This is a genomic window from Pseudomonas sp. MF08831, from assembly GCF_059862645.1.
This window is the reverse complement of the sequence record NZ_JCBCUX010000009.1, coordinates 219022-238439: the sequence shown is the minus strand read 5'-3', so window position 1 is coordinate 238439 and position 19418 is coordinate 219022. Positions and strand designations below refer to the sequence as shown.

General features: G+C 60.3%; 11 protein-coding genes. 3 read left to right on the top strand and 8 right to left on the bottom strand.

What is annotated here, in order from left to right; translation table 11 throughout:
• Positions 1–5: 5 nt before the first annotated feature.
• From AC19YS_RS20165 to yaaA, 8 genes are all read right to left on the bottom strand, one after another.
• Positions 6–1454 carry an alginate O-acetyltransferase gene (locus tag AC19YS_RS20165; RefSeq protein ID WP_106579582.1) on the bottom strand — a complete coding sequence of 483 codons (1449 nt, stop codon included), beginning with the start codon at positions 1452–1454 and terminating at the stop codon, positions 6–8.
• A gap of 11 nt (positions 1455–1465) precedes the next feature.
• Positions 1466–3040: a mannuronan 5-epimerase AlgG gene (gene algG / locus AC19YS_RS20160; RefSeq protein WP_124416479.1), complete on the bottom strand. Its 1575-nt coding sequence runs from the start codon at positions 3038–3040 to the stop codon at positions 1466–1468.
• On the bottom strand, positions 3040–4527 hold the full coding sequence (locus tag AC19YS_RS20155) for an alginate export family protein (protein WP_119738436.1): 1488 nt from the start codon (positions 4525–4527) through the stop codon (positions 3040–3042). Before AC19YS_RS20155 ends, algG begins: the two co-directional genes overlap by 1 nt.
• Positions 4524–5951 carry an alginate biosynthesis TPR repeat lipoprotein AlgK gene (gene algK, locus AC19YS_RS20150; RefSeq protein WP_500602487.1) on the bottom strand — a complete coding sequence of 476 codons (1428 nt, stop codon included), beginning with the start codon at positions 5949–5951 and terminating at the stop codon, positions 4524–4526. The genes AC19YS_RS20155 and algK overlap by 4 nt, the downstream gene beginning before the upstream one ends.
• Before the next feature lie 86 nt (positions 5952–6037).
• Positions 6038–7204: an alginate biosynthesis protein Alg44 gene (locus tag AC19YS_RS20145; protein WP_106579530.1), complete on the bottom strand. Its 1167-nt coding sequence runs from the start codon at positions 7202–7204 to the stop codon at positions 6038–6040.
• A 36-nt stretch (positions 7205–7240) separates the two neighbouring features.
• Positions 7241–8722, bottom strand: a complete 1482-nt coding sequence (gene alg8, locus AC19YS_RS20140) for a mannuronan synthase (RefSeq protein ID WP_164487910.1) — start codon at positions 8720–8722, stop codon at positions 7241–7243.
• A gap of 83 nt (positions 8723–8805) precedes the next feature.
• Complete coding sequence (locus AC19YS_RS20135) at positions 8806–10122, bottom strand: nucleotide sugar dehydrogenase (protein ID WP_106579580.1); 1317 nt, start codon at positions 10120–10122, stop codon at positions 8806–8808.
• Positions 10123–11022: 900 nt separating this feature from the next.
• Positions 11023–11802 (bottom strand): peroxide stress protein YaaA, encoded by a 780-nt coding sequence (yaaA, locus tag AC19YS_RS20130; RefSeq protein WP_500602486.1) that lies wholly within the window; start codon positions 11800–11802, stop codon positions 11023–11025.
• 686 nt (positions 11803–12488) lie between these two features.
• On the opposite strand from yaaA, the gene AC19YS_RS20125 reads away from it, so the two are divergent.
• From AC19YS_RS20125 to AC19YS_RS20115, 3 genes are all read left to right on the top strand, one after another.
• Positions 12489–13613 carry a polysaccharide deacetylase family protein gene (locus AC19YS_RS20125; protein ID WP_500602485.1) on the top strand — a complete coding sequence of 375 codons (1125 nt, stop codon included), beginning with the start codon at positions 12489–12491 and terminating at the stop codon, positions 13611–13613.
• A gap of 348 nt (positions 13614–13961) precedes the next feature.
• A complete protein-coding gene (locus tag AC19YS_RS20120; RefSeq protein WP_053254513.1) occupies positions 13962–15356 on the top strand; it encodes a PhoH family protein in 1395 nt (464 codons plus the stop codon).
• A gap of 315 nt (positions 15357–15671) precedes the next feature.
• Positions 15672–19403: an autotransporter domain-containing protein gene (locus tag AC19YS_RS20115; RefSeq protein ID WP_500602484.1), complete on the top strand. Its 3732-nt coding sequence runs from the start codon at positions 15672–15674 to the stop codon at positions 19401–19403.
• The last annotated feature ends 15 nt before the right edge of the window (positions 19404–19418 follow it).

The window sequence follows — 19418 nt, the reverse complement described above, 5'->3', positions numbered from 1 at the left end:
TAACCTCATTGCCCGGCCGATGCGGTCTGTTGACCACCGGCAGGGAATACGTTGCGTGTGCAAATTTTCGCTTCGACTTTCTGCGCGGCAGCGCCCGCTTCGGGACCCTGCACTTCCACGGCCAGCAAGTTCTGCGAGGCCCAGTCTTCATCGGTGCGCAGTTCAAAGGCGAAACGCCCGTCTGTATCGGATGTTTCGGGTTTCTCGATCTTGATGTCCTCGTGGCGCCCGTTCATGTACCAGAGGGTGGCTTGCAGGGTTTTCACCGACGGGTCGGCGAAGCGGATGTCGACCTGGTGACTGCTGTTACGCAGGTCTTTGTTCGAACTGTTGACCAGCAATTCGTTCTTGCCGGGTTTGAGCGTGGTGCTGGCGCTCATCTGCGCGGTCTTGCCTTCGCAGCCGTTGTCGAGCAGCGACATCATCTGGCGGTAGATGGTCTCCTGGTCGAGGCGGTACAGCGGCGAGAATTCCCAGATCAGAATTTTCGGCGGGGTTTTCTGGAATTCGTCGCTGCCCAGGTACTGGATCATCGAGCCTTCGAGGCCACCGCCGGGGAAGGCGACGTTGAGGATGTCGGCGCCGATTTCCTGTTCCAGGAAGCCGGCGAAGTTGTAGTTCTTGCCGCTGTGGCTGGTGCCGACCAGGGTGATCTGCGGGTTGCCCGAATCGCTGAACAAGTCGCCGTCGCCCGCTTCGCCCTTGGGCTCGGTGGTGAACTGGTCCATGTACTGGATCGCGTAGCTGGTGCCGCACAGTTGCCCGGCCATGTTGTGCAGGGTGCCGGTCTTGCCCATGCGTCCGGAGCGCTTGGTTTCGAATTCGCGCTTGGGAATGTCCGCAAACTCAGGCATCGCACGCACTTTGGCACCGACGATTTTCGCGGTGCGCTGGGCACCGTAGGGCGTCCAGTGTTGGTCGCCGCGGAAATAGAAATCGTGGGCCGGCAGTTCATCCGGGAGTTGCTCGTTGGTCAGCGGCGACAAGTCCGGCACCACGTAACCCATCTTGGCGAAACGACCCAGCATGGTTTTGTAGTTACCCAGTGCCTTGTCGAAATCGAACTTGGCTTTCTCTTCGGGGTTGAGCTTGTTGCGGTTCACCAGGCCACGGGTCGGCTGGTAAACCACCACCAGCTCCACGCCCTTGGCCTTGAACGCATCGTGCAGCTGTTGCATGCGTTTGTAGCCGGCGGGGCTGGTGTCAAATTCGGTGCGCAGGTCTTCCTGGGTACGGAACAGCCAGTCGCCCTGGGCTTGCACCAGGGTGGTGAAGTTCTGCTGATAACGCGTGGTGTAGTTCTTCGCGTCGTGGGCCGCGGGGCACAGGCTGCAGCACGGTTCGGCGGTAAAGGTCGGCGCTTTGACGTCATCGGCGCGCACGCCTTGGCTGGCCGCCAGCAGGCCGAGGGTCAGACCCGAGAGGCTCAGCAATTTGATCATGTGTGGGTGCATAAGGGTCATCCTCAGTCCTGCATTTCGGTCTGGCGTTCGACAGGGTCGATCAGCACGGCTTTCTGTTGGCGCACCAACAGGTCGAGAATTTCTTCCTGCCGATCACCCAGCACGCCGTTGAAGCTGATGCCGCTGGATTTGGTCGGCGCCAGCATCGACACGCGGTACAGCTCGACACTCAAGGGCGAGTCGATCGACAGCGGCCCGCTGCCGTTACCGGCCAGTTCACCGCCGACCACGATCAGCGAAACCTTGGCGTCGAACGGGTCGAGCGCGATGTCGCGGTCGGTGTCGGTCAAATCCTTGATGTGGCCGTACACGCCGGTCAGGCCGTTGGCCATCGAGGTGTTTTCGTACAGGCGAATGTTCACGCTGTTACGGATGCGAATGCCGTGGCGACGATTGCTGATCACCTTGTTGCCCCACAGCAGGTTGTCGCCGCTCTCATAGAGCGTGATGCCGTCGGTGTGGTTGCGGTAGATCTCGTTGTCGGCAATCAGGTTGTTCACGCTGTTACGGTCGATCACCAGGCCCGACAACTTGTTGTCGTAGCTGCGGTTGTTGAAGATGAAGCTGTCGTTCACTTCCCGGGAAATGATGATGCCGTGCTTCTTCTTGGTGCCGTAGACGGTGTTGTCCGCAATGATCAGGCCGTGGGAACGGTCGTGCGGGTCAATGCCGTAGACGATGTTGTCTTTGTAGGTATTGCCCTTGAGCACGAAGCCTGTGGTTTCGTAGCAGTAGAAGCCGTACCACATGTCCGAGAACTCGGAATCGACGATCCAGCCGGTCGGCTCAGGGCGCTTGAGCACCTTGGCCATGTTCGGCGTGTACTGGGAAATACTCACCCCGTACGACTTACTGTTGGCGTAGCCGAAGCTCGCCATTTTGCTGTTGGCGACGTAAGTCTCGGTGCCGCCCCAGGCCAGCAGGAACGGGCGAAACTCCTTGGGCGACTGAAACAGCGCCGGGCCATTGGTCTTTTCATTCCAGCCGGTGATCTTTGTGTCACGCACAAACAACTGGCCGTCGTTGATCAGGAACGAACCGGCTTGCTGGGACAGGCGCAGCTCCTGGGTCTTCTTGTCGATTTCCAGAATGCCCTTGCGCCCGACCACGATCGGCAGCTTGGCCAGAAACACACCCGGTGAGGTTTCGCTCAGGTATTGCTTGGGCACTTTGCCGAGCAGGTCCTTGAGGTTCAGGTAGCCGTCGTCGACAAAGATCGCCTGAGGAATGCCGTGCTGGCGCACCACCCATTCGGCCATCTTGTTATCGCCGCCGATAAAGTCCTTCAGCGCGTCTTCCTGCATCATGCGGCGGATGCTGACTTTGCCGGGTTTGCTTCTGACGATCTTCTTTTCCATCGCCGCGGCGGTGTAGCCCGACAGGTCCGGCAGCGCAGGCTTGGCCATTTCCAGCGGCGCGGTCGGCGGGCTGGAGATGGTGTAGGTCTTGGCCTGTTGCAGTTCTTTGGCGATGGTCGGCGCCTTGCCCTGCTGCGGGGTGTCGGCGAAGGCTGTGGCACTGGCCATCAGCATCGCGGCAACCAGCATTTTTTGAGGAATCATTGCGCAGGCTCCCATCAGAACTTCCAGATCACGTCGACAAAGGCGCGATGCATGTACGAGTCGACCTGGCTGCCATACGCGTCACCTGGCTTGAACACACCGGCACGCAAGCGCACCAGGGCCGACGGTTCGTCGATCGACTGGCTCAGCGCAGCCGGCAACAGGCCTTTCTTGAAGTACTTGGTGACCACCAGGTCCATCTCCTGGCCCAGGTCTTTCTTGCCGTCTTCAAGCGGCAGGGAAGTGCTGGACAGGATCGCGCCGGTCACGTCATCGGTGTTGTTCTGCACGGCATCGATGCCGTTGCTGCCCACCGGTTTGTTGCCGTCGACACGCCAGAATTTGTGATAGACCAGGCTGGCGTCATAGTCCTCGCGCAGCTGCCAGGAACCGAACAGGCTCATGGACTGCATGTTGTTCATCTCGCCACGAAACGCCTCGCCGAAGCGGTGCACGCGCGACTGGGTGCCGGTCCAGTTCGAGCGGTTGCTTTGCAGGCCGTTCTGCTCGTAGTTGGCACTTGCGCGGGAGTACGCCGCGCCGACTTGCCATTGCGGGTCCAGGCGCAGGCGCACGCCCAGGTCAGTCGCCCAGCCACTCACGTCATCGCTGCGCTTGGCCTGGGTGGGGCGGGTGCCGTCGGCGTTGAGTGCGTTGACCGTGTCGCGGTCACCTTTCATGCCGGTGACGCTGGCCCAGTAGTTGACGGTGTTGGTGTTGCGCCAGTTGTAGGCGTCGCTGTTGGCTTCGATGCCGAGCCAGGTCAGGTCGCCGTTTTCGCGCTTGTCCAACGGGTCGGTGGCTACGCCCGGTTCGGCGTAATCGAGCTTGCCGTCATCATGGGTGTGATGACCGCGCAGGCCGATCCACTGCCCCGGCGTCCACTGGTAGGCGGCGTCAGCGTAGAAGTGCTGGCGGTCCTTGTCCTTGGGCGACAGTTCCTTGAGGTCGGTGCGGTATTCGCTGAAGCGTTCGGCAGCGCCGACGTTAGCCTTGAGCAAGGTGGTGTCGAAGGTCCAGTTCAGCGCCTCGATGTTGGTATCGCGCCATTGGCCGTCGTCATTGCGCAGGCGCTGGCGGCCGAACTTGAGGATCTCGCCAGGGTAGGGCGTAAAGCCGCTGTAGCCGACCCAGAACTCGCGCAGCGCCAGGTAGTTCTTTTTGGCTTTGCGGTCGTCGTTGCTCGATTGTTCGGTGGTGTCATCGGAGGACTGTTGCAGCGTGTCGGTTTCGATGATGTCGCTCGACACGACCGCCTGGCCCATGGCGTAGGCGCTCCACGCGCCGCTTTCGCCGTAGACCCACGGGCGCAGGTCAAGGCCGATGCCGTTGACGTCGCCGCCTTTCTGCGTGCCGAGGTCGCGGTCATCTTCCGATTGCGCGGTGGCTTTGACTTCCAGGCCGAAGTTCTTGGCTTCGGTCAGCGCGGCCAGGGTCGGGCACGACCACAGCAGGGCGAAGGTCAGGCCGATGCCGGCCTTGACGAATGGGTTGAGCTTCATAGGGATTCCTCGCCGTCTTCTTCTTGCAGGGCGTGCAGTTGCAGCGTGCTCTGGGCCAGGGTGCCGCGCGCGGCCAGTTCCTGTTGCACCAGGCGTTGGCCTTCGGCGCGTTGCTCTGGCGTGAGCGGGGCTTCGAGCTGCGTGGCCAAGTCATTGGCCTCTGGCGTGTCCTGGGCTTTAGCCAACTGGCTGAAGACGTAGGCGTTCAATGGGTCGGGCTTGGTGCCCTTGCCTTGGGAAAACAATTGCGCGATGGCGAAGTCGGCGCTGTTCTGGCCGTTGCGCGCAGCAGTGAGCAAATGGTCGAGGGCTTTTTGCGAATAGACCTTGCCCAGGTAGCCACGGCGGTAGATCTGGCCGAGGTAGTAATCGGCGGCCACTTCCTTGCCCACGGCTTTCTCGAAATGTGCTTCGGCGGCCTTGGCATCTGCCGGGACCCACTTGCCTTCGTAATAGAGCTTGCCCAGCAACAGCTCGGCGCGCGGCTGGTCGGCGGCGCGGCCGTTGTCCAGGTACTTCATCATTTGATCGACGTCGCCCAGTTCCGGGAAGTCGTAGAGCAGTTGCGCCAGGCTGACCCAGGAAGCGGGGTAGCCGGGGGCGATTTTTTCCAGCAGGGCTTGCGCGGTTTTCTCGTCGGTCTTGCCCAGGGTTGCATCGCCCAACACGCGGGCCACGCTGTCGACACGCTGTGCGGTGACGGTGCCACGGCTGTAGCCGGCTTCCATTTGCTTGAGCAGCTCGGCCTGTTTTTCCGGCTCGGCTTTTTTCTGGTAGACCGTGGCCAGCTCGACGTAGCAGATGTCGGTGGTGTTCAGCGCGGCCTTGCAGATGCGCTCCACGTCATCCAGATGCTGGTCGTAGGTGTCCTGGGTGCGGTACAGCAGCACCTGAGCCAAACCTGCTTCCGGGTAACCCGCCGCCTGCCACTTGCTGATCTTTTGCTGGGCATTCACGTTGGGGAAGCTGTGCGGGTATTGCAGGTACAGCATCGCCAGCGGAATCAGGGTATTGCCTTCGCCATTGGCGAAGGCTTTTTTCAGCAGGCCTTCAGCCTCGTGCTGCTCGGCCTCGGTGGCACCGGGCTTGGCGACCAGCAGGCGACCCAGACGGGCCTGGGCGCGTGGCGAGGTATCGGCGGCCGCGCGGTAGGTGGCTTCGGCCTGGCGGATTTGCTCGGGGTCACGGGTGGTCACCTGGATATCGGCCAGGCCCACTTGGGCCTCGCTGTAACCCAGGTCTGCCAGCTGCTGGTAATTTTGCTGGGCGGTGACCGTGTCGCCGCGCTTGAGGGCTTCGTTGGCCAGGCGCTGGTCGGGCAGGCCGGCGCAACCAGTCAAAGAGATCGCCAATGCCAGTGTGCACAGAGATCCAATGTGGGAGCGGGCTTGCTCGCGAAGCAGGCGACGCGGTACATCAGGCATACCGCGCTGATCCCTTCGCGAGCAAGCCCGCTCCCACAAGGATTGTGGAGTAGTCGGAATAGGAGTCGTCACAGGCATGTCCTCGCTTACAGACCGTGAGCCGTGGCTTTATCGATCAACCAGTTCAGCGATGGGCCGCGGTCGCTGGTCACTTCTACCGGGCGACCGGCGTAGGTGCTGTCCAGCGGCGCATCCGGCTTGATCTGCACGCGGATGTCGGAAGACAGGTCGGCGCTGTTCAGGCTGGTGCTGCTGACGATGGTGCCGGTGCGGATCTGTTCTTCGTCGGCAACCTGGAAGCTCACCGGTGTGCCTGGGCGAACGTCGGCGAACTGGCGGTAGGTGAAGCGCGCTTCCACATTGGCCAGGCTGCCGCGTGGCACCAGTTGGAAGATCACATCGCCTTTGCTGGCGTACTGACCGTCGGCGACCAGTTGCTGGGCAACCACGCAATCGCAAGGCGAGGTCAGGGTGCCGGTCATTTGCTTGCCGAACAGCTCCTCAACCTTGGCCGGTTGCAGTTGGTCTTCGTCCAGATGGCCCTTGAGCACATCGAGCATGCTGGTGCTGAAGGTCGCCAGTGGCGCGCCTTTGGCGGCGACCGCGTCACCTTTGAGCAGGCTTTGCACGGTGCCGTCACGCGGCATGGTCACGTTCATGCCCGGCACGCTGACGAGGCCAGCCTGAGCGTGGCTGACGAAGTACATGCCGTACACCGATTTAAAGATGAAACCGAACGCTGCCAGGCCGACGATGAAGATACCTGCGCTGAACACCACGGCGCGCAGGCGGCCCGCGGCGCTCATGTTGCTGCCGCCGTCCTTGACCTTGCGCGCCTTGGTGAAGTTGTCGCGCTGCAGGGTCGCCAGCACGTCGCCCATGGTCACGATATCACCGGACAAGTGCGAGGTGATCAGGTGGCGCAGGGTGGAAATATCCTGGGCGTCCAGGTTCTGGAACTGGCAACCGGTGCGGCCGGTCTGGCGGTCATAGGAGCGAATCTGCAGCTCTACGTCCATCGCCAGGCCGAGGTTATCGATGACAAATTGCAGGCGGCCCTTGTGCACTTCACCGACGGTCAACGGCTGAGTGGCGGTGAACGCCAGGCCGCCGGCGGACAGGTCGATCACCCGTGCTTCGGTCTGGGTGCGGTCGGTGTTGAAGAAGCGCAGCTTGGCCGGAATTTTCACCCGGGCATGTTGGCGCTGGGCTTCGGATTCGTGGACAACGTTGGCGTTTACTTGGCTATTCATGGTGTGTAGTTCCTAGTTAATTCAGGCTTGGCAGGGTCAGACCATCATCAGCAACACGGCGACGAAAATGCTGCCGGCGGAGAAGGTCATGGTCCGAGACGACCAGGTGTTGAACCAACGTTGAAAGCTGGCCAAATCGCGGGTCAGTTTGGTGTCCTGGCGGGTCCAGGACTGTTGATCAAGGCGGAAGAACACGTAGATCTTCACCAGCGCGCCCATGATCTGGTTGTAATAGAGAATCACCGGGTAGGCCGGGCCGATCTTGTGGCCGGAGCACGACAGCAGCAGGGTCAGGATCAGGCGAGTGATGCCGATCCACAGCAGGTACGCGAGGATGAATGCGCCGCCGTATTTGAAGGTGGCGATAAAGGCCACCGTCAGGCCAAGCAGGGAGGTCCACATCGACACACGCTGGTCGAACAGCACCACGCTGGTGAACAGGCCGAGTCGGCGTACACCCAGGCCCAGGGCACGGGAGTTCTGGCGCAGGTTGTTGCCGTACCAGCGGAACATCAGCTTGCGGCTGGCTTTGATAAAGCTCTTTTCCGGCGGGTGTTCCACGGTGTTGATCGCGGCGTCCGGCACGTAGAACGTGTCGTAGCCCAGGCGCATCAGGCTGAACCAGCTGGACTTGTCATCGCCGGTCAAAAACTTGAAACGGCCCAGGCGCCAGTGTTGCAGCGAGTCGCTTTCAACGTCGGCGATAAAGCCCGGGTCGGTGACCACGCTGGCACGGAACACCGACATGCGCCCGGTCATGGTCAGCACGCGCTTGGACAGGGCCATGGAGCACATGTTGATGTGGCGTTGGGCGAAGCGCAGCTTGTGCCATTCGCTCATGATGTAGCCGCCGCGCACTTCGCAGAACTCGTTGGTGGTCAGGCCGCCGACATTGCCGAACAGCTGGAACCACGGCACGGTCTTGCGAACCACACCTTCGGCGAGCACGGTGTCGCCATCGATCACCGCAACCACGGCGCGGTCATCCGGCAGGTGGCGGGAGATGGCGCGAAAGCCAAAGGCCAGACCGTCGCGCTTGCCGGTGCCGGCGATGCGCACAAAATCAAGCTTCACGTGGTCCGGCGGGTTCATGCGTTCCCACAGGCTTTTCACCAGCAGCTCATCGCTCATTTCCACCAACGAGCAGACCACGGTGGTCGGGAAGCCGCATTCGATGGCCTCGCGAATCACCGAGCTGTACACCTGGGCGGTGGTCAGCGCGTCGATACGAAAGCTTGTGACCATCAGGAATACATGGGAGGGGTCGGCGGCTTTGCCCAGCTTGCGCACTTTGCGGCGCAGGTGTGGGTAGACCACGTACAGGAACAGCATGCCGCGAAAGAAATGCGTAGCACCCATCGAGTAGCGCCAGATGCCGACGGCGCCAATCAGGAAAATAAAATTCTTCGACTCGGAGTCGAACGTACTCGCCGGTAACAGCAGGGCGAGTCCCATCAGCAGGCTCAAAAACAACAGCCAGCCGGCGGATTGGAGCAGTACGTGTTTTAACTTGGACATAAGCGTCATCCGAAGGTGAAGAAGGCTCCAGGCTGCAAGCGCTGGGGATTGGTACGCTTGCAGCCCGGAACTTGCTGTTGCTGTTACCAGCAAATGCCTTCGGTGCGGCCGCTCACGCTGGTGGCCTTGGACATGAAGCCCACCAGGTCGACCACTTGCTTGCCGTGTGGTGCGTTATGCGCCAGGGCACGGAATTTCTCGTCGCGGTTGCCAAGGATGATCACGTCGGAGTTGTTGATCACCGCGTCGAAGTCCGAGTTGAGCAGGGACGACACGTGCGGGATCTTGCCTTCGATGTAGTCTTTGTTCGCGCCGTGAACACGGGCGTATTCGACGTTGCTGTCGTAGATGCTCAGGTCGTAGCCCTTGCCGATCAGCATTTCCGCCAGTTCCACCAGTGGGCTTTCACGCAGGTCATCGGTGCCGGCCTTGAAGCTCAGGCCCAGCAGGGCGACTTTGCGCTTGTCGTGGCTTTCGACGATGTCGAAGGCGTTCTGCACCTGGGATTCGTTGCTGCGCATCAGCGAGTTGAGCAGCGGCGCTTCCACGTCCAGGGAGCCTGCGCGGTAGGTCAGGGCGCGTACGTCCTTGGGCAGGCACGAACCGCCGAACGCGAAGCCCGGGCGCATGTAGTACTGGGACAGGTTGAGGGTTTTGTCCTGGCAGACCACTTCCATCACTTCGCGACCATCGACGCCGACGGCCTTGGCGATGTTGCCGATTTCGTTGGCGAAGGTCACCTTGGTGGCGTGCCACACGTTGCAGGTGTACTTGATCATTTCGGCAACGGCGATGTCCTTGCGGATGATCGGCGCGTCAAGTTCCTCGTACAGCGACTGCAGGACATCGCCGGAGGCTTTGTCGAACTCGCCGATGACGGTCATCGGTGGCAGGTCGTAGTCGGCGATGGCGGTGGATTCACGCAGGAATTCCGGGTTGACCGCAACACCGAAGTCGACGCCGGCTTTCTTGCCGGAGCAGTCTTCGAGGATCGGGATCACCACATTGGCCACGGTGCCCGGCAATACGGTGCTGCGGACCACGATGGTGTGGCGGGTGGTTTTGTCACGCAGGACAAAACCGATCTCGCGGCATACCGATTCGATGTAGTTGAGTTCCAGGTCGCCGTTTTTCTTGCTGGGCGTGCCCACGCAGATCATCGACAAGTCGGTATCGCGGATGGCCTCGGCGAAATTGGTCGTGCCGCGCAGCCGCCCGGTCTCGATACCCTGGCTCAGCAGTTCGCCCAGACCCGGTTCAACGATTGGCGATTTGCCCGCATTGATCAGGTCAATCTTTTCCTTGGAGATGTCCACGCCGACCACTTCGTGGCCACGGGCAGACAGGCAACCGGCACACACTGCGCCAACGTAACCCAAACCAAATATGCTGATGCGCATCGCATTTACCTCTTTGTCATTGAAGACGATATTAATCATGCCAATTAGATGGCCGGAGTTCATGTTTGCAAGCGTCACTGATGCCGCGAAAGTTGGGCGAATAGACGCCGACTTGCCGCGTACAGGCATGTTGAATAACGAGTGACTAACTATTGCACTCAAGTTGTGCGAAACGTGGCCTTGTTATTGGGGCTTGCCCTATAATGCAGCCGGCCTTCCTGGGAGAAGGGCCTGGCGCCAGTGCCGCAGAGCCTTGATAGAGGCTGTAAGCCTTTAAGTATCAATGGCTTGGGTTGTCTCACTGACCCATTAGGGGAAGCTGAGCCTTGGCCTTATAGTGGGTGGCAATGCATCCTTATCGCCGCGCTTAACTAATCGGTTTGTAATATGACCCCTGAGTCAAAGTTAAATGTGACAACTTTGCTACTTCCGTTGGTCGCCATGTAAGTCATCTCTTACAGCAACAGAGAATTTCGTTACCGGTGGTATGAGCGGTGCTTTAGGGTGAAGTTCCTGGCCACTCATCCTGTTTTCGGAAATTTCTTGAAATATTAGAAAAGATGGCACTGGTACTATATTGATAGCACTTGCTATTTGGGCCAGTAGTTACAGGTAGTTGGCACGAAGGGATAGTTTTGTGCCACTAGTGTTTTAAAAAAGTGGTGCCACTACGAAAAAAATTCAGAAATGTCGAGTGAAAAATTCGTTAGGAATGCGACAGGATATTTTTTGGCGCCATATTAATGACGATTGTGGGCCTGAAATGCGCGCAAAAAAATGTGGGAGCGGGCTTGCTCGCGAAGGCGGTCTGTCAGTAACCGATGTTCTGACTCGACCAGCCTTCGCGAGCGAGCCCGCTCCCACAGTTGGATTTCAGTGTTTTTTAGAGCGGGTACGGCTTTATTCCGGTGCGTGATCGCGCAGGAACACCAGGTTGTCCGGCTTGGACTGCTCGGCGTTGAAGCGATAGCCCTGCAGATCGAACTGCTTCAGCTTGGCCGGATCGTTGATGCGCTCTTGGATCACAAAGCGGCTCATCATGCCGCGGGCTTTTTTGGCATAGAAGCTGATGATCTTGTACTGGCCGTTTTTCAGGTCCTTGAACTCAGTGTTGATGATCCGCGCGTTCAGGGCCGTGCGTTTGACCGCCGAGAAGTACTCGTTGGAGGCCAGGTTGAGCAGCACGTCATCGCCTTGATCGGCAAGCGCTTCGTTGAGCCACTCGCTGATGCGGGTGCCCCAGAAGGCGTAGAGGTCCTTGCCGCGGGCGTTGGCCAGCTTGGTGCCCATCTCGAGGCGGTACGGCATCATCAGGTCCAGCGGGCGCAGCAGGCCGTACAGGCCCGAGAGCATGCGCAGGTGGTCCTGGGCGTAGGTGAAATCGGCGTCGCTGAAGGTCTCGGCGTTGAGGCCGGTGTAGACGTCGCCCTTGAAGGCCAGCAAGGCCTGCTTGGCGTTTTCCGGCGTGAAGGCTGGGGTCCAGCTGCCGAAACGCGCGGCGTTGAGGCCGCCGATCTTGTCGGAGACGTGCATCAGGTCGCTGATTTGGGCAGGGCTCAGTTCACGCAGTTGTTCGATCAGCGCCTGGGAGTGGTCCAGGTATTGCGGCTGGGTGAAGCGCGGGGTGACCGGCTTGGACTCGAAGTCGAGGGTTTTGGCGGGGGAAATCACCATCAGCATGAAGTTGGCTCCTGTAATCGTGGGGGGGATTCTAGGGGGTCGCGGGGTTTGACTCCACCTATGATGGTGATAGGGGGCTGCTGTGGGTGTGCGTATATCCATTGCCGCGGTAACGGCGGCTGGTGGTTGCGCGCTTACGGCGGGTCGCTTTTGGCAAACGCCCGGAATGCCGGCCCAGCCAAAAGTAACCACTCACCACCCGGCGCCTCGCCTGCGTTCGGCCAGCGTGGTTGACGGGGCCTGTCAGATCAAAAGCAGAGCACGGCGACTTGGTAGCCGACCTGAGTGGTAGAAGCGGATCAAGCGCACAGCAACACACCTCTATCTGATGCGCTGGGCTCCAAATGTGGGAGCGGGCTTGCTCGCGAAGGCAGTGTGCCAGCTACCCATGAGCTGACGGATCCACCCCCTTCGCGAGCAAGCCCGCTCCCACACGTTGACCGAGTTCAACTGCCAGCACCGCAGTGCTTGGCTTTTCTGTGGGAGCTGGCTTGCCTGCGATGCAGGCAACTCGGTCAGCCAGGTACGCCGGGTTGATGCCCTCGCAGGCAAGCCCGCTCCCACATTCGATTGAGTTCGGCTTCCATCTCGGCCATCACCCACATAACGGATATCCCCACCAACCCAATAACCCAGCCCGGACGATCGGCTATAGTGCCCGACAACTCTGGAAAGGGAGACCCCGTGTGCGAATTGCGTTTTTACTGTCAGCTTGTTTGCTGTGCCTGGGCGCCCAGGCGGCGCCGGTTGACGTAGCCAGTCTGGACCGCACCACCTGGCCCGAAAAGCTCAGCAGCCCCGCGCTGTTCGATGTCGCTTCTCGCGCCGAGATCCTGATGTTCGCCCACAGCTTAATCGCCAGCGAAGCCCAGGACGAAGCCGCGCTCAAACAACGCCTGGGGCTGAAGATCATCAACCTGGCCGCCATCGACGACCTGCGCCGCCAGCTCTGGCAGCGCCTGTTGGAAAACTACACCTTCGCCCAACAAAGCTGCGAAGAAGACGCCTCATTCTGCTACCTGGTCGAAAGCATGGACGACCTGCGCGAGCAAGCCGGCAAATTCCAGGTCAGCGACAACTCCTTCTATATAGGCTGGGCCAACCCCAGCCATAATTTCCACGAACGCTACCTCGACGAACTGCTGCGCAAAGCCGCACTGTTCCCACAAATCAGCAGTGAAGTCCTGCGTTTCGGCGACCACGAACGCAATGGCGATGAACTCAACGACCGCTTGTTCCTGCTGACCTTCGACGGCGGCCCTGCGCCGCTCAGCGGCAATACCGACTGGCTCACCGACTACCTGCGCAAGCAAAAGATGAACGCCACCTTCTTCGCCCTCGGCAGCAGCCTGCAAACCCGTGTGGAGCGCAGTTCCGCCGCCGATGTGCAGGCGCTGTACCAAGGCCAGTGCGTAGGCACCCAGGGTTGGCAGTACCGGTCCCACAGCCATTGGGTCGACTGGCAAAGCTCGATCACCCGCAGTGCTGCGCTGGCGCAGAACCTGATGCCGGAAAACTACGTGCCGCTGTTTCGCCCGCCCTATGGCCAGCGTCGCGCCGACAGCCAGGGCTTCTTCCAGGCGCAAGGTTTACAGGTGGCGTTGTGGGACATCGATTCACAGGACGAACCGGGCAAACTCAAGGCTGATGAGTCCGCGCAGCGGGTGCTGACATTGATGTTGCTGTGGCGCAAAGGCGTGATTGTGTTTCACGACACCCAGGACAAGGCACGGGTCGCGTTGCCGATGTTGCTGCAGGCAACGGCGCAAAGTGGGCTGGGTTGGCAGGACTGCCGGGAGGCGTTTCGCTGAAAAAGCGCAAGTGCCCGGCCCTGTTGGGGATGAGGCGTTTTCGGGGTGATTTTGTGCGACATTTCGATGCAGGCGGACTTCCGACTTTAACGGGGTGGCTGGCACTCGGCTAGTGCTATTCGTCATCCTGAAAAATAAACTTCAAAAAAGCGTCAAAGTGCTTTTTCCTGTCATCGCTTTTGCGGTATTACGAAGTCAGATCGCCGAAACCTGCAACACAGGTGGCGTCTTCCAAGACTCCTCATGTGGGCACTGCACTTGACGTCACTACGGTGCAGTCGGTGGTCGAATCGAGGCGCAGCACCGCCCAGGTATTGCGTCGACTGGCTCCCACAAAGGTGACCGAGTATGGATGATCATGGACGTAACCCTTCTTCCGACCAGCCAATCCTTTATGTGCTTGATACCAACGTATTGATTCACGATCCAAACGCACTGCTCAACTTCGAAGAACACCACGTCGCCATCCCCATGATCGTGCTTGAGGAGCTCGACAAACTCAAAAGTGGCCACCACAGCGTTGCCGCCGAATGCCGCCAGGCCATCCGCCTGATCGACAAGACCCTGGGCGAAGCCTCGCCCGAGGACGTTGAAGTCGGCGTGCCGATCCAGCGTGGCAAAAGCGGGCCCAAGGGCTTGTTGTCGATCCTGATGAACAAGCGCAGCGAGCCCAACAGCCTGCTGCCGGAAAACCTGAACGACAATAAAATCATCAACCAATTGATCGACCTGCACGCGCGTGACAAGGACTTGCGCCTGGTGCTGGTGACCAAAGACATCAATATGCGCCTCAAGGCACGAGCGTGTGGGATCGCTGCCGAGGACTACAGTACCGACCAACTCGTTGACGACGTGTCGATGTTGTCGCGCGGTTATCACACCATGACCGGCTCGTTCTGGGACCGCGTCAGCAAAGTTGAAACCCGTCAGGACCACGGCCGCACCTGGCACCAGGTACAGCTGACCGACAACCTGCCGGCCGTGCATATCAATGAATTCATCATCGACGAACAGGGGTTTGTGGGCTGGATCAAAGAAATCCAGGTCGACAAACTGCTGATCCTCGACCTGCATCAGGAACCCCTGTTGCACCAGGAAGCCTGGGGCCTGAAACCGCGTGACATCTACCAGAGCCTGGCGCTGTACGCGCTGCTCGACCCGGACATCCACCTGGTCAACCTGACCGGCGCCGCAGGTTCGGGGAAAACCATCCTCGCCCTGGCCGCGGCCATCGAGCAGACCATGGTGACCAAGCGTTATCGCCGCATCATCGCCACCCGCAGTGTGCAGGGCCTGGACCAGGAAATTGGCTTCCTGCCCGGCACCGAAGCAGAAAAAATGGAGCCGTGGCTGGGCGCGATCACCGACAACCTCGAAGCCTTGCACATGGATGACGAAAACACCCATGGCAGCGTCGATTACATCCTCAGCAAAGTGCCGTTGCAGTTCAAATCCCTCAACTACATCCGAGGTCGCAGCTTCCAGCAAAGCCTGATTTTGATCGATGAATGCCAGAACCTTACGCCGCACCAGATGAAAACCATCATCACGCGCGCCGGCGCCGGTTCCAAAGTGGTGTGCCTGGGCAACCTGGCACAGATCGACACGCCTTACCTGTCCGCGACCAGCTCCGGGCTGACTTACCTGACGGAACGCTTCAAGGACTTCCCGAACGGCGTGCATATCGCGCTGCAAGGGGTGCCTCGTTCGATCCTGGCCGAGTACGCCGAGTCCCACCTGTAAAAACATGACCCTGTCGTAGTTGGTGGCTAAATGCCACGAACCACCCCGGATTTCTCACGAAATCCGGGGTTTTTGTTATGTGCGACATTTGCCTGCGATTTAGCGCCGTGGGTGCTTGTGGACTTTGTAATTATTTTGTTACATTTTTTCTCGCCGCAAAAACCATAAGAACAATGCGTGACCCCCGTCGGAAATCCAGCTCATTGATTCGACGACGTTTCGAAGACCCGTGTGGGTTTTCTGCGTGACCCTGCCTATTACAAAAAGCCCGATACATCGCTCATTGACGACGCACATATCCAAAGGGAAAGGAACATGGAAGTAGCAGGTAATGGCTCCACTTTGTCTCAACGTAAGCGCGCCTCAGGTTTCAGGTCGATACCTCTCACGCCCATCGCACTCGGCCTGGCCTTATGGCTGGGTCAGGGCCCAATGGCCTGGGCAGATGACAGCAACCCCTACACCGCCCAGGTGTTGGAGTCGGCCTTCAGGAAAGCCGTGGCATCGTTTGGCCCCAACACCGATGTCTACAAAAACCTGCGCTTTGGTTACGCGGACATCGTCGATCTGGCCGCCAAGGACTTCGCCGCACAGTCCGGCAAGTTCGATTCAGCCCTCAAGCAAAACTACGAGCTGCAACCCGAAAACCTGACCATCGGCGCCATGCTCGGCGACACCAAGCGCCCGCTGGACTACGCCTCGCGGTTGGATTACTACCGCAGCCGGCTCTTCAGCAACAGCGGACGTTACACCACCAATATTCTCGATTTTTCCAAGGCCATCCTCGCCAACCTGCCGGCTGCCAAGCCCTACACCTACGTAGAGCCGGGCGTCAGCAGCAACCTCAGCGCGCAGCTGAACGCCGGCCAATCCTGGGCCGCCGCTACCCGTGACTGGAGCGCCAACGCGCAAACCTGGAAAACCCCCGAGGCCCAGGTCAACTCCGGCCTGGACCGCACCAACGCGTACTACGCCTATGCCTTGGGCATGACCGGCAAAGGTGTGAATGTGGGCGTGCTGGACTCGGGCATTCTCACCGAGCACTTCGAGTTCCAGGGCAAGAATGCCCAGGGCCAGGACCGCGTGCAGGCGGTGACGTCCACCGGCGAGTACTACGCCACCCACCCGCGCTATCTCCACGACACCCCGGACGGCGAGTTTCAAAAAGGCGAGCACTTCAGTATTTCCGGTGAGTACGACCCCACCATCAACGACGGCCACGGTACGGAAATGTCCGGTGTACTTGGCGCCAGCCGCAATGGCACCGGCATGCACGGCATCGCGTTTGACGCGAATATTTTTGTCGCCAATACCGGCGGCACCGACGACAACCGCTTCCAGGGTTCCAACGATCTGGACTACAACGCGTTCATGGCCAGCTACAACGCGCTGGCCGCGAAGAATGTGTCGATCGTCAACCAGAGCTGGGGGCAGAACTCGCGCAACGACGTAGAAAACCACTTCGGCGATGTCGGCGACAGTGCGGCGGACAACTTGCGCGACATGAAGGCTGCCTATCGCCCGTTCTGGGACAAGGCCCACGCCGGGCAGAAAACCTGGATGGACGCCATGGCCGACGCGGCGCGGCAAAACACCTTTATCCAGATCATCTCGGCGGGTAACGACAGCCACGGTGCAAACCCGGACACCAACGCCAACCTGCCGTTTTTCAAGCCGGACATCGAAGGCAAATTCCTCTCGATCACCGGTTACGACGAGACCAGCGCGCAGGTCTACAACCGTTGCGGCACCTCCAAGTGGTGGTGCGTGATGGGCGTCTCGGGGATTCCGTCCACCGGGCCAGAAGGTGAAATCATCCCGAATGCCAACGGTACATCGGCCGCAGCACCGAGCGTCTCCGGGGCGTTGGCGCTGGTGATCCAGCGCTTCCCTTACATGACCGCCAGCCAAGCCCGTGATGTGTTGCTGACCACTTCCAGCCTGCAAGCGCCGGACGGTCCGGACATGCCCGTGGGCACCCTGACTGGCGGCCGTACCTACGACAACCTGCAACCGGTGCACGATGCCGCGCCAGGCACCCCGCAAGTGCCCGGCGTGGTCAGCGGTTGGGGCTTGCCCAACCTGCAAAAAGCCATGCAGGGGCCGGGGCAGTTCCTGGGGTCGGTGGCTGTGGCATTGCCTACCGGCACACGCGATATCTGGGCTAACCCGATTTCCGATGAAGCGATCCGCGCCCGCCGTGTAGAGGACGCCACCGAGCAGGCGACCTGGGCGGCCACCCAGCAACAAAAAGGTTGGCTCAACGGTTTGCCGGCGAATGCCTCTGACGATGATCAGTTTGAATACGAAATCGGCCATGCGCGCGAACAGGCAACGCTGGCCCGTGGCAAAGACTTGCTCACCGGCACGACCTATGTCGGCAGTCTGGCCAAGTCCGGCGATGGCGAACTGGTGCTGGAAGGCCAGAACACCTACTCCGGCAGCACGTGGGTGCGCGGCGGCAAGCTGTCGGTGGACGGTTCATTGACGTCCGCCGTAACCGTGGATGGCAGCGCTGTGGGCACGCGCAATGCCGATAACGGCGTGATGACCACGCTGGGCGGCACACTGGCCGGCAACGGCTCGGTGGGTGCCTTGACCGTCAACAGCGGAGGCCGTGTGGCACCGGGTCACTCGATTGGCACGCTGCACACGGGCGACGTGACCTTCAACCCGGGCTCGGTGTATGCCGTCGAAGTCGGCCCCAACGGGCGAAGCGACCAGATCCAGAGCAGCGGCGTCGCCACCCTCAATGGCGGTGTGGTGACCGTGTCTCTGGAGAACAGCCCTAACCTGTTGTCCGCCACCGAGGCGCGTAGCCTGTTGGGCCAGCCGTTCAACATCCTCACCGCCACCCAGGGTATCAACGGACAGTTTGCGGCGATCTCGCCTAATTATCTGTTCATCGGGACTCAACTCAATTACCAGCCTAACGCGCTGACCCTGGCCGTAGAACGCAACCAGGCGACCTTTGCCAGCGTTGCGCAAACCCGTAACGAGCGCGCCGTGGCGACGGCGGCCGAGGCATTGGGCGCGGGTAGCCCAGTGTATGAAAGCCTGCTCGCTTCAGACTCGGCAGCCCAGGCGCAGGCGGCGTTCAAGCAGCTGTCAGGGCAACTGCATTCGGATGTGGCGGCAGCGCAAATGGTTGACAGCCGCTACCTTCGTGAGGCGGTCAACGGCCGGCTGCAACAGGCTCAGTCACTGGACTCCAGCGCGCAGATCGACGCCCGCGACAACGGCGGCTGGGTGCAACTGTTGGGTGGTCGCAACAACGTCAGCGGCGACAACAATGCCAGCGGTTATTCCTCGTCCACCAGTGGTGTGCTGCTGGGGCTGGACACCGAGGTTGGCGACGGCTGGCGTGTGGGCGCTGCGACCGGCTACACCCAGAGCCATCTCAATGGTGAGTCGGCTTCGGCGGACAGCGACAACTATCACCTGTCGGTCTATGGCGGCAAACGCTTCGAGGCGATCGCCCTGCGCTTGGGCGGAGCCACCACCTGGCATCGCCTGGACACTTCGCGCCGCGTGGCTTACGCCAATCAGTCGGACTACGACAAGGCCGACTACAACGCGCGGACCGACCAGGTGTTTGCCGAGATCGGCTACACCCAATGGAACCTGTTCGAACCCTTCGCCAACCTGACGTACCTGAACTACCAGAGTGATTCGTTCAAAGAGAAGGGCGGCGCCGCCGCTTTGCATGCCAGCAAGCAAAGCCAGGACGCCACGCTGTCCACCCTGGGCCTGCGCGCGCATACCCAATTGCCGGTCAGCTCGACCTCGGCCGTCACCTTGCGCGGCGAGCTGGGTTGGGAGCATCAGTTTGGCGACACCGATCGTGACGCCTCGCTGAAGTTTGCCGGCAGCAACACAGCCTTCGCTGTCAACAGCGTGCCCGTGGCGCGTGATGGCGCGGTGATCAAGGCCAGCGCGGAAATGGCCTTGACCAAGGACACGCTGGTGTCCTTGAACTACAGCGGTTTGCTGTCCAACCGCGGTAACAACAACGGGATCAATGCCGGATTCACCTTCCGCTTCTAACCTGGTGTTGTCCTG

Bases quoted from the DNA above. Each gene is read 5' to 3' on its own strand.
- AC19YS_RS20165 (WP_106579582.1), bottom strand. From the start codon at position 1,454: ATGCACCCACACATGATCAAATTGCTGAGCCTCTCGGGTCTGACCCTC.
- algG (WP_124416479.1), bottom strand. From the start codon at position 3,040: ATGGGAGCCTGCGCAATGATTCCTCAAAAAATGCTGGTTGCCGCGATG.
- AC19YS_RS20155 (WP_119738436.1), bottom strand. From the start codon at position 4,527: ATGAAGCTCAACCCATTCGTCAAGGCCGGCATCGGCCTGACCTTCGCC.
- algK (WP_500602487.1), bottom strand. From the start codon at position 5,951: ATGCCTGATGTACCGCGTCGCCTGCTTCGCGAGCAAGCCCGCTCCCAC.
- AC19YS_RS20145 (WP_106579530.1), bottom strand. From the start codon at position 7,204: ATGAATAGCCAAGTAAACGCCAACGTTGTCCACGAATCCGAAGCCCAG.
- alg8 (WP_164487910.1), bottom strand. From the start codon at position 8,722: ATGTCCAAGTTAAAACACGTACTGCTCCAATCCGCCGGCTGGCTGTTG.
- AC19YS_RS20135 (WP_106579580.1), bottom strand. From the start codon at position 10,122: ATGCGCATCAGCATATTTGGTTTGGGTTACGTTGGCGCAGTGTGTGCC.
- yaaA (WP_500602486.1), bottom strand. From the start codon at position 11,802: ATGCTGATGGTGATTTCCCCCGCCAAAACCCTCGACTTCGAGTCCAAG.
- AC19YS_RS20120 (WP_053254513.1), top strand. From the start codon at position 13,962: ATGGATGATCATGGACGTAACCCTTCTTCCGACCAGCCAATCCTTTAT.
- AC19YS_RS20115 (WP_500602484.1), top strand. From the start codon at position 15,672: ATGGAAGTAGCAGGTAATGGCTCCACTTTGTCTCAACGTAAGCGCGCC.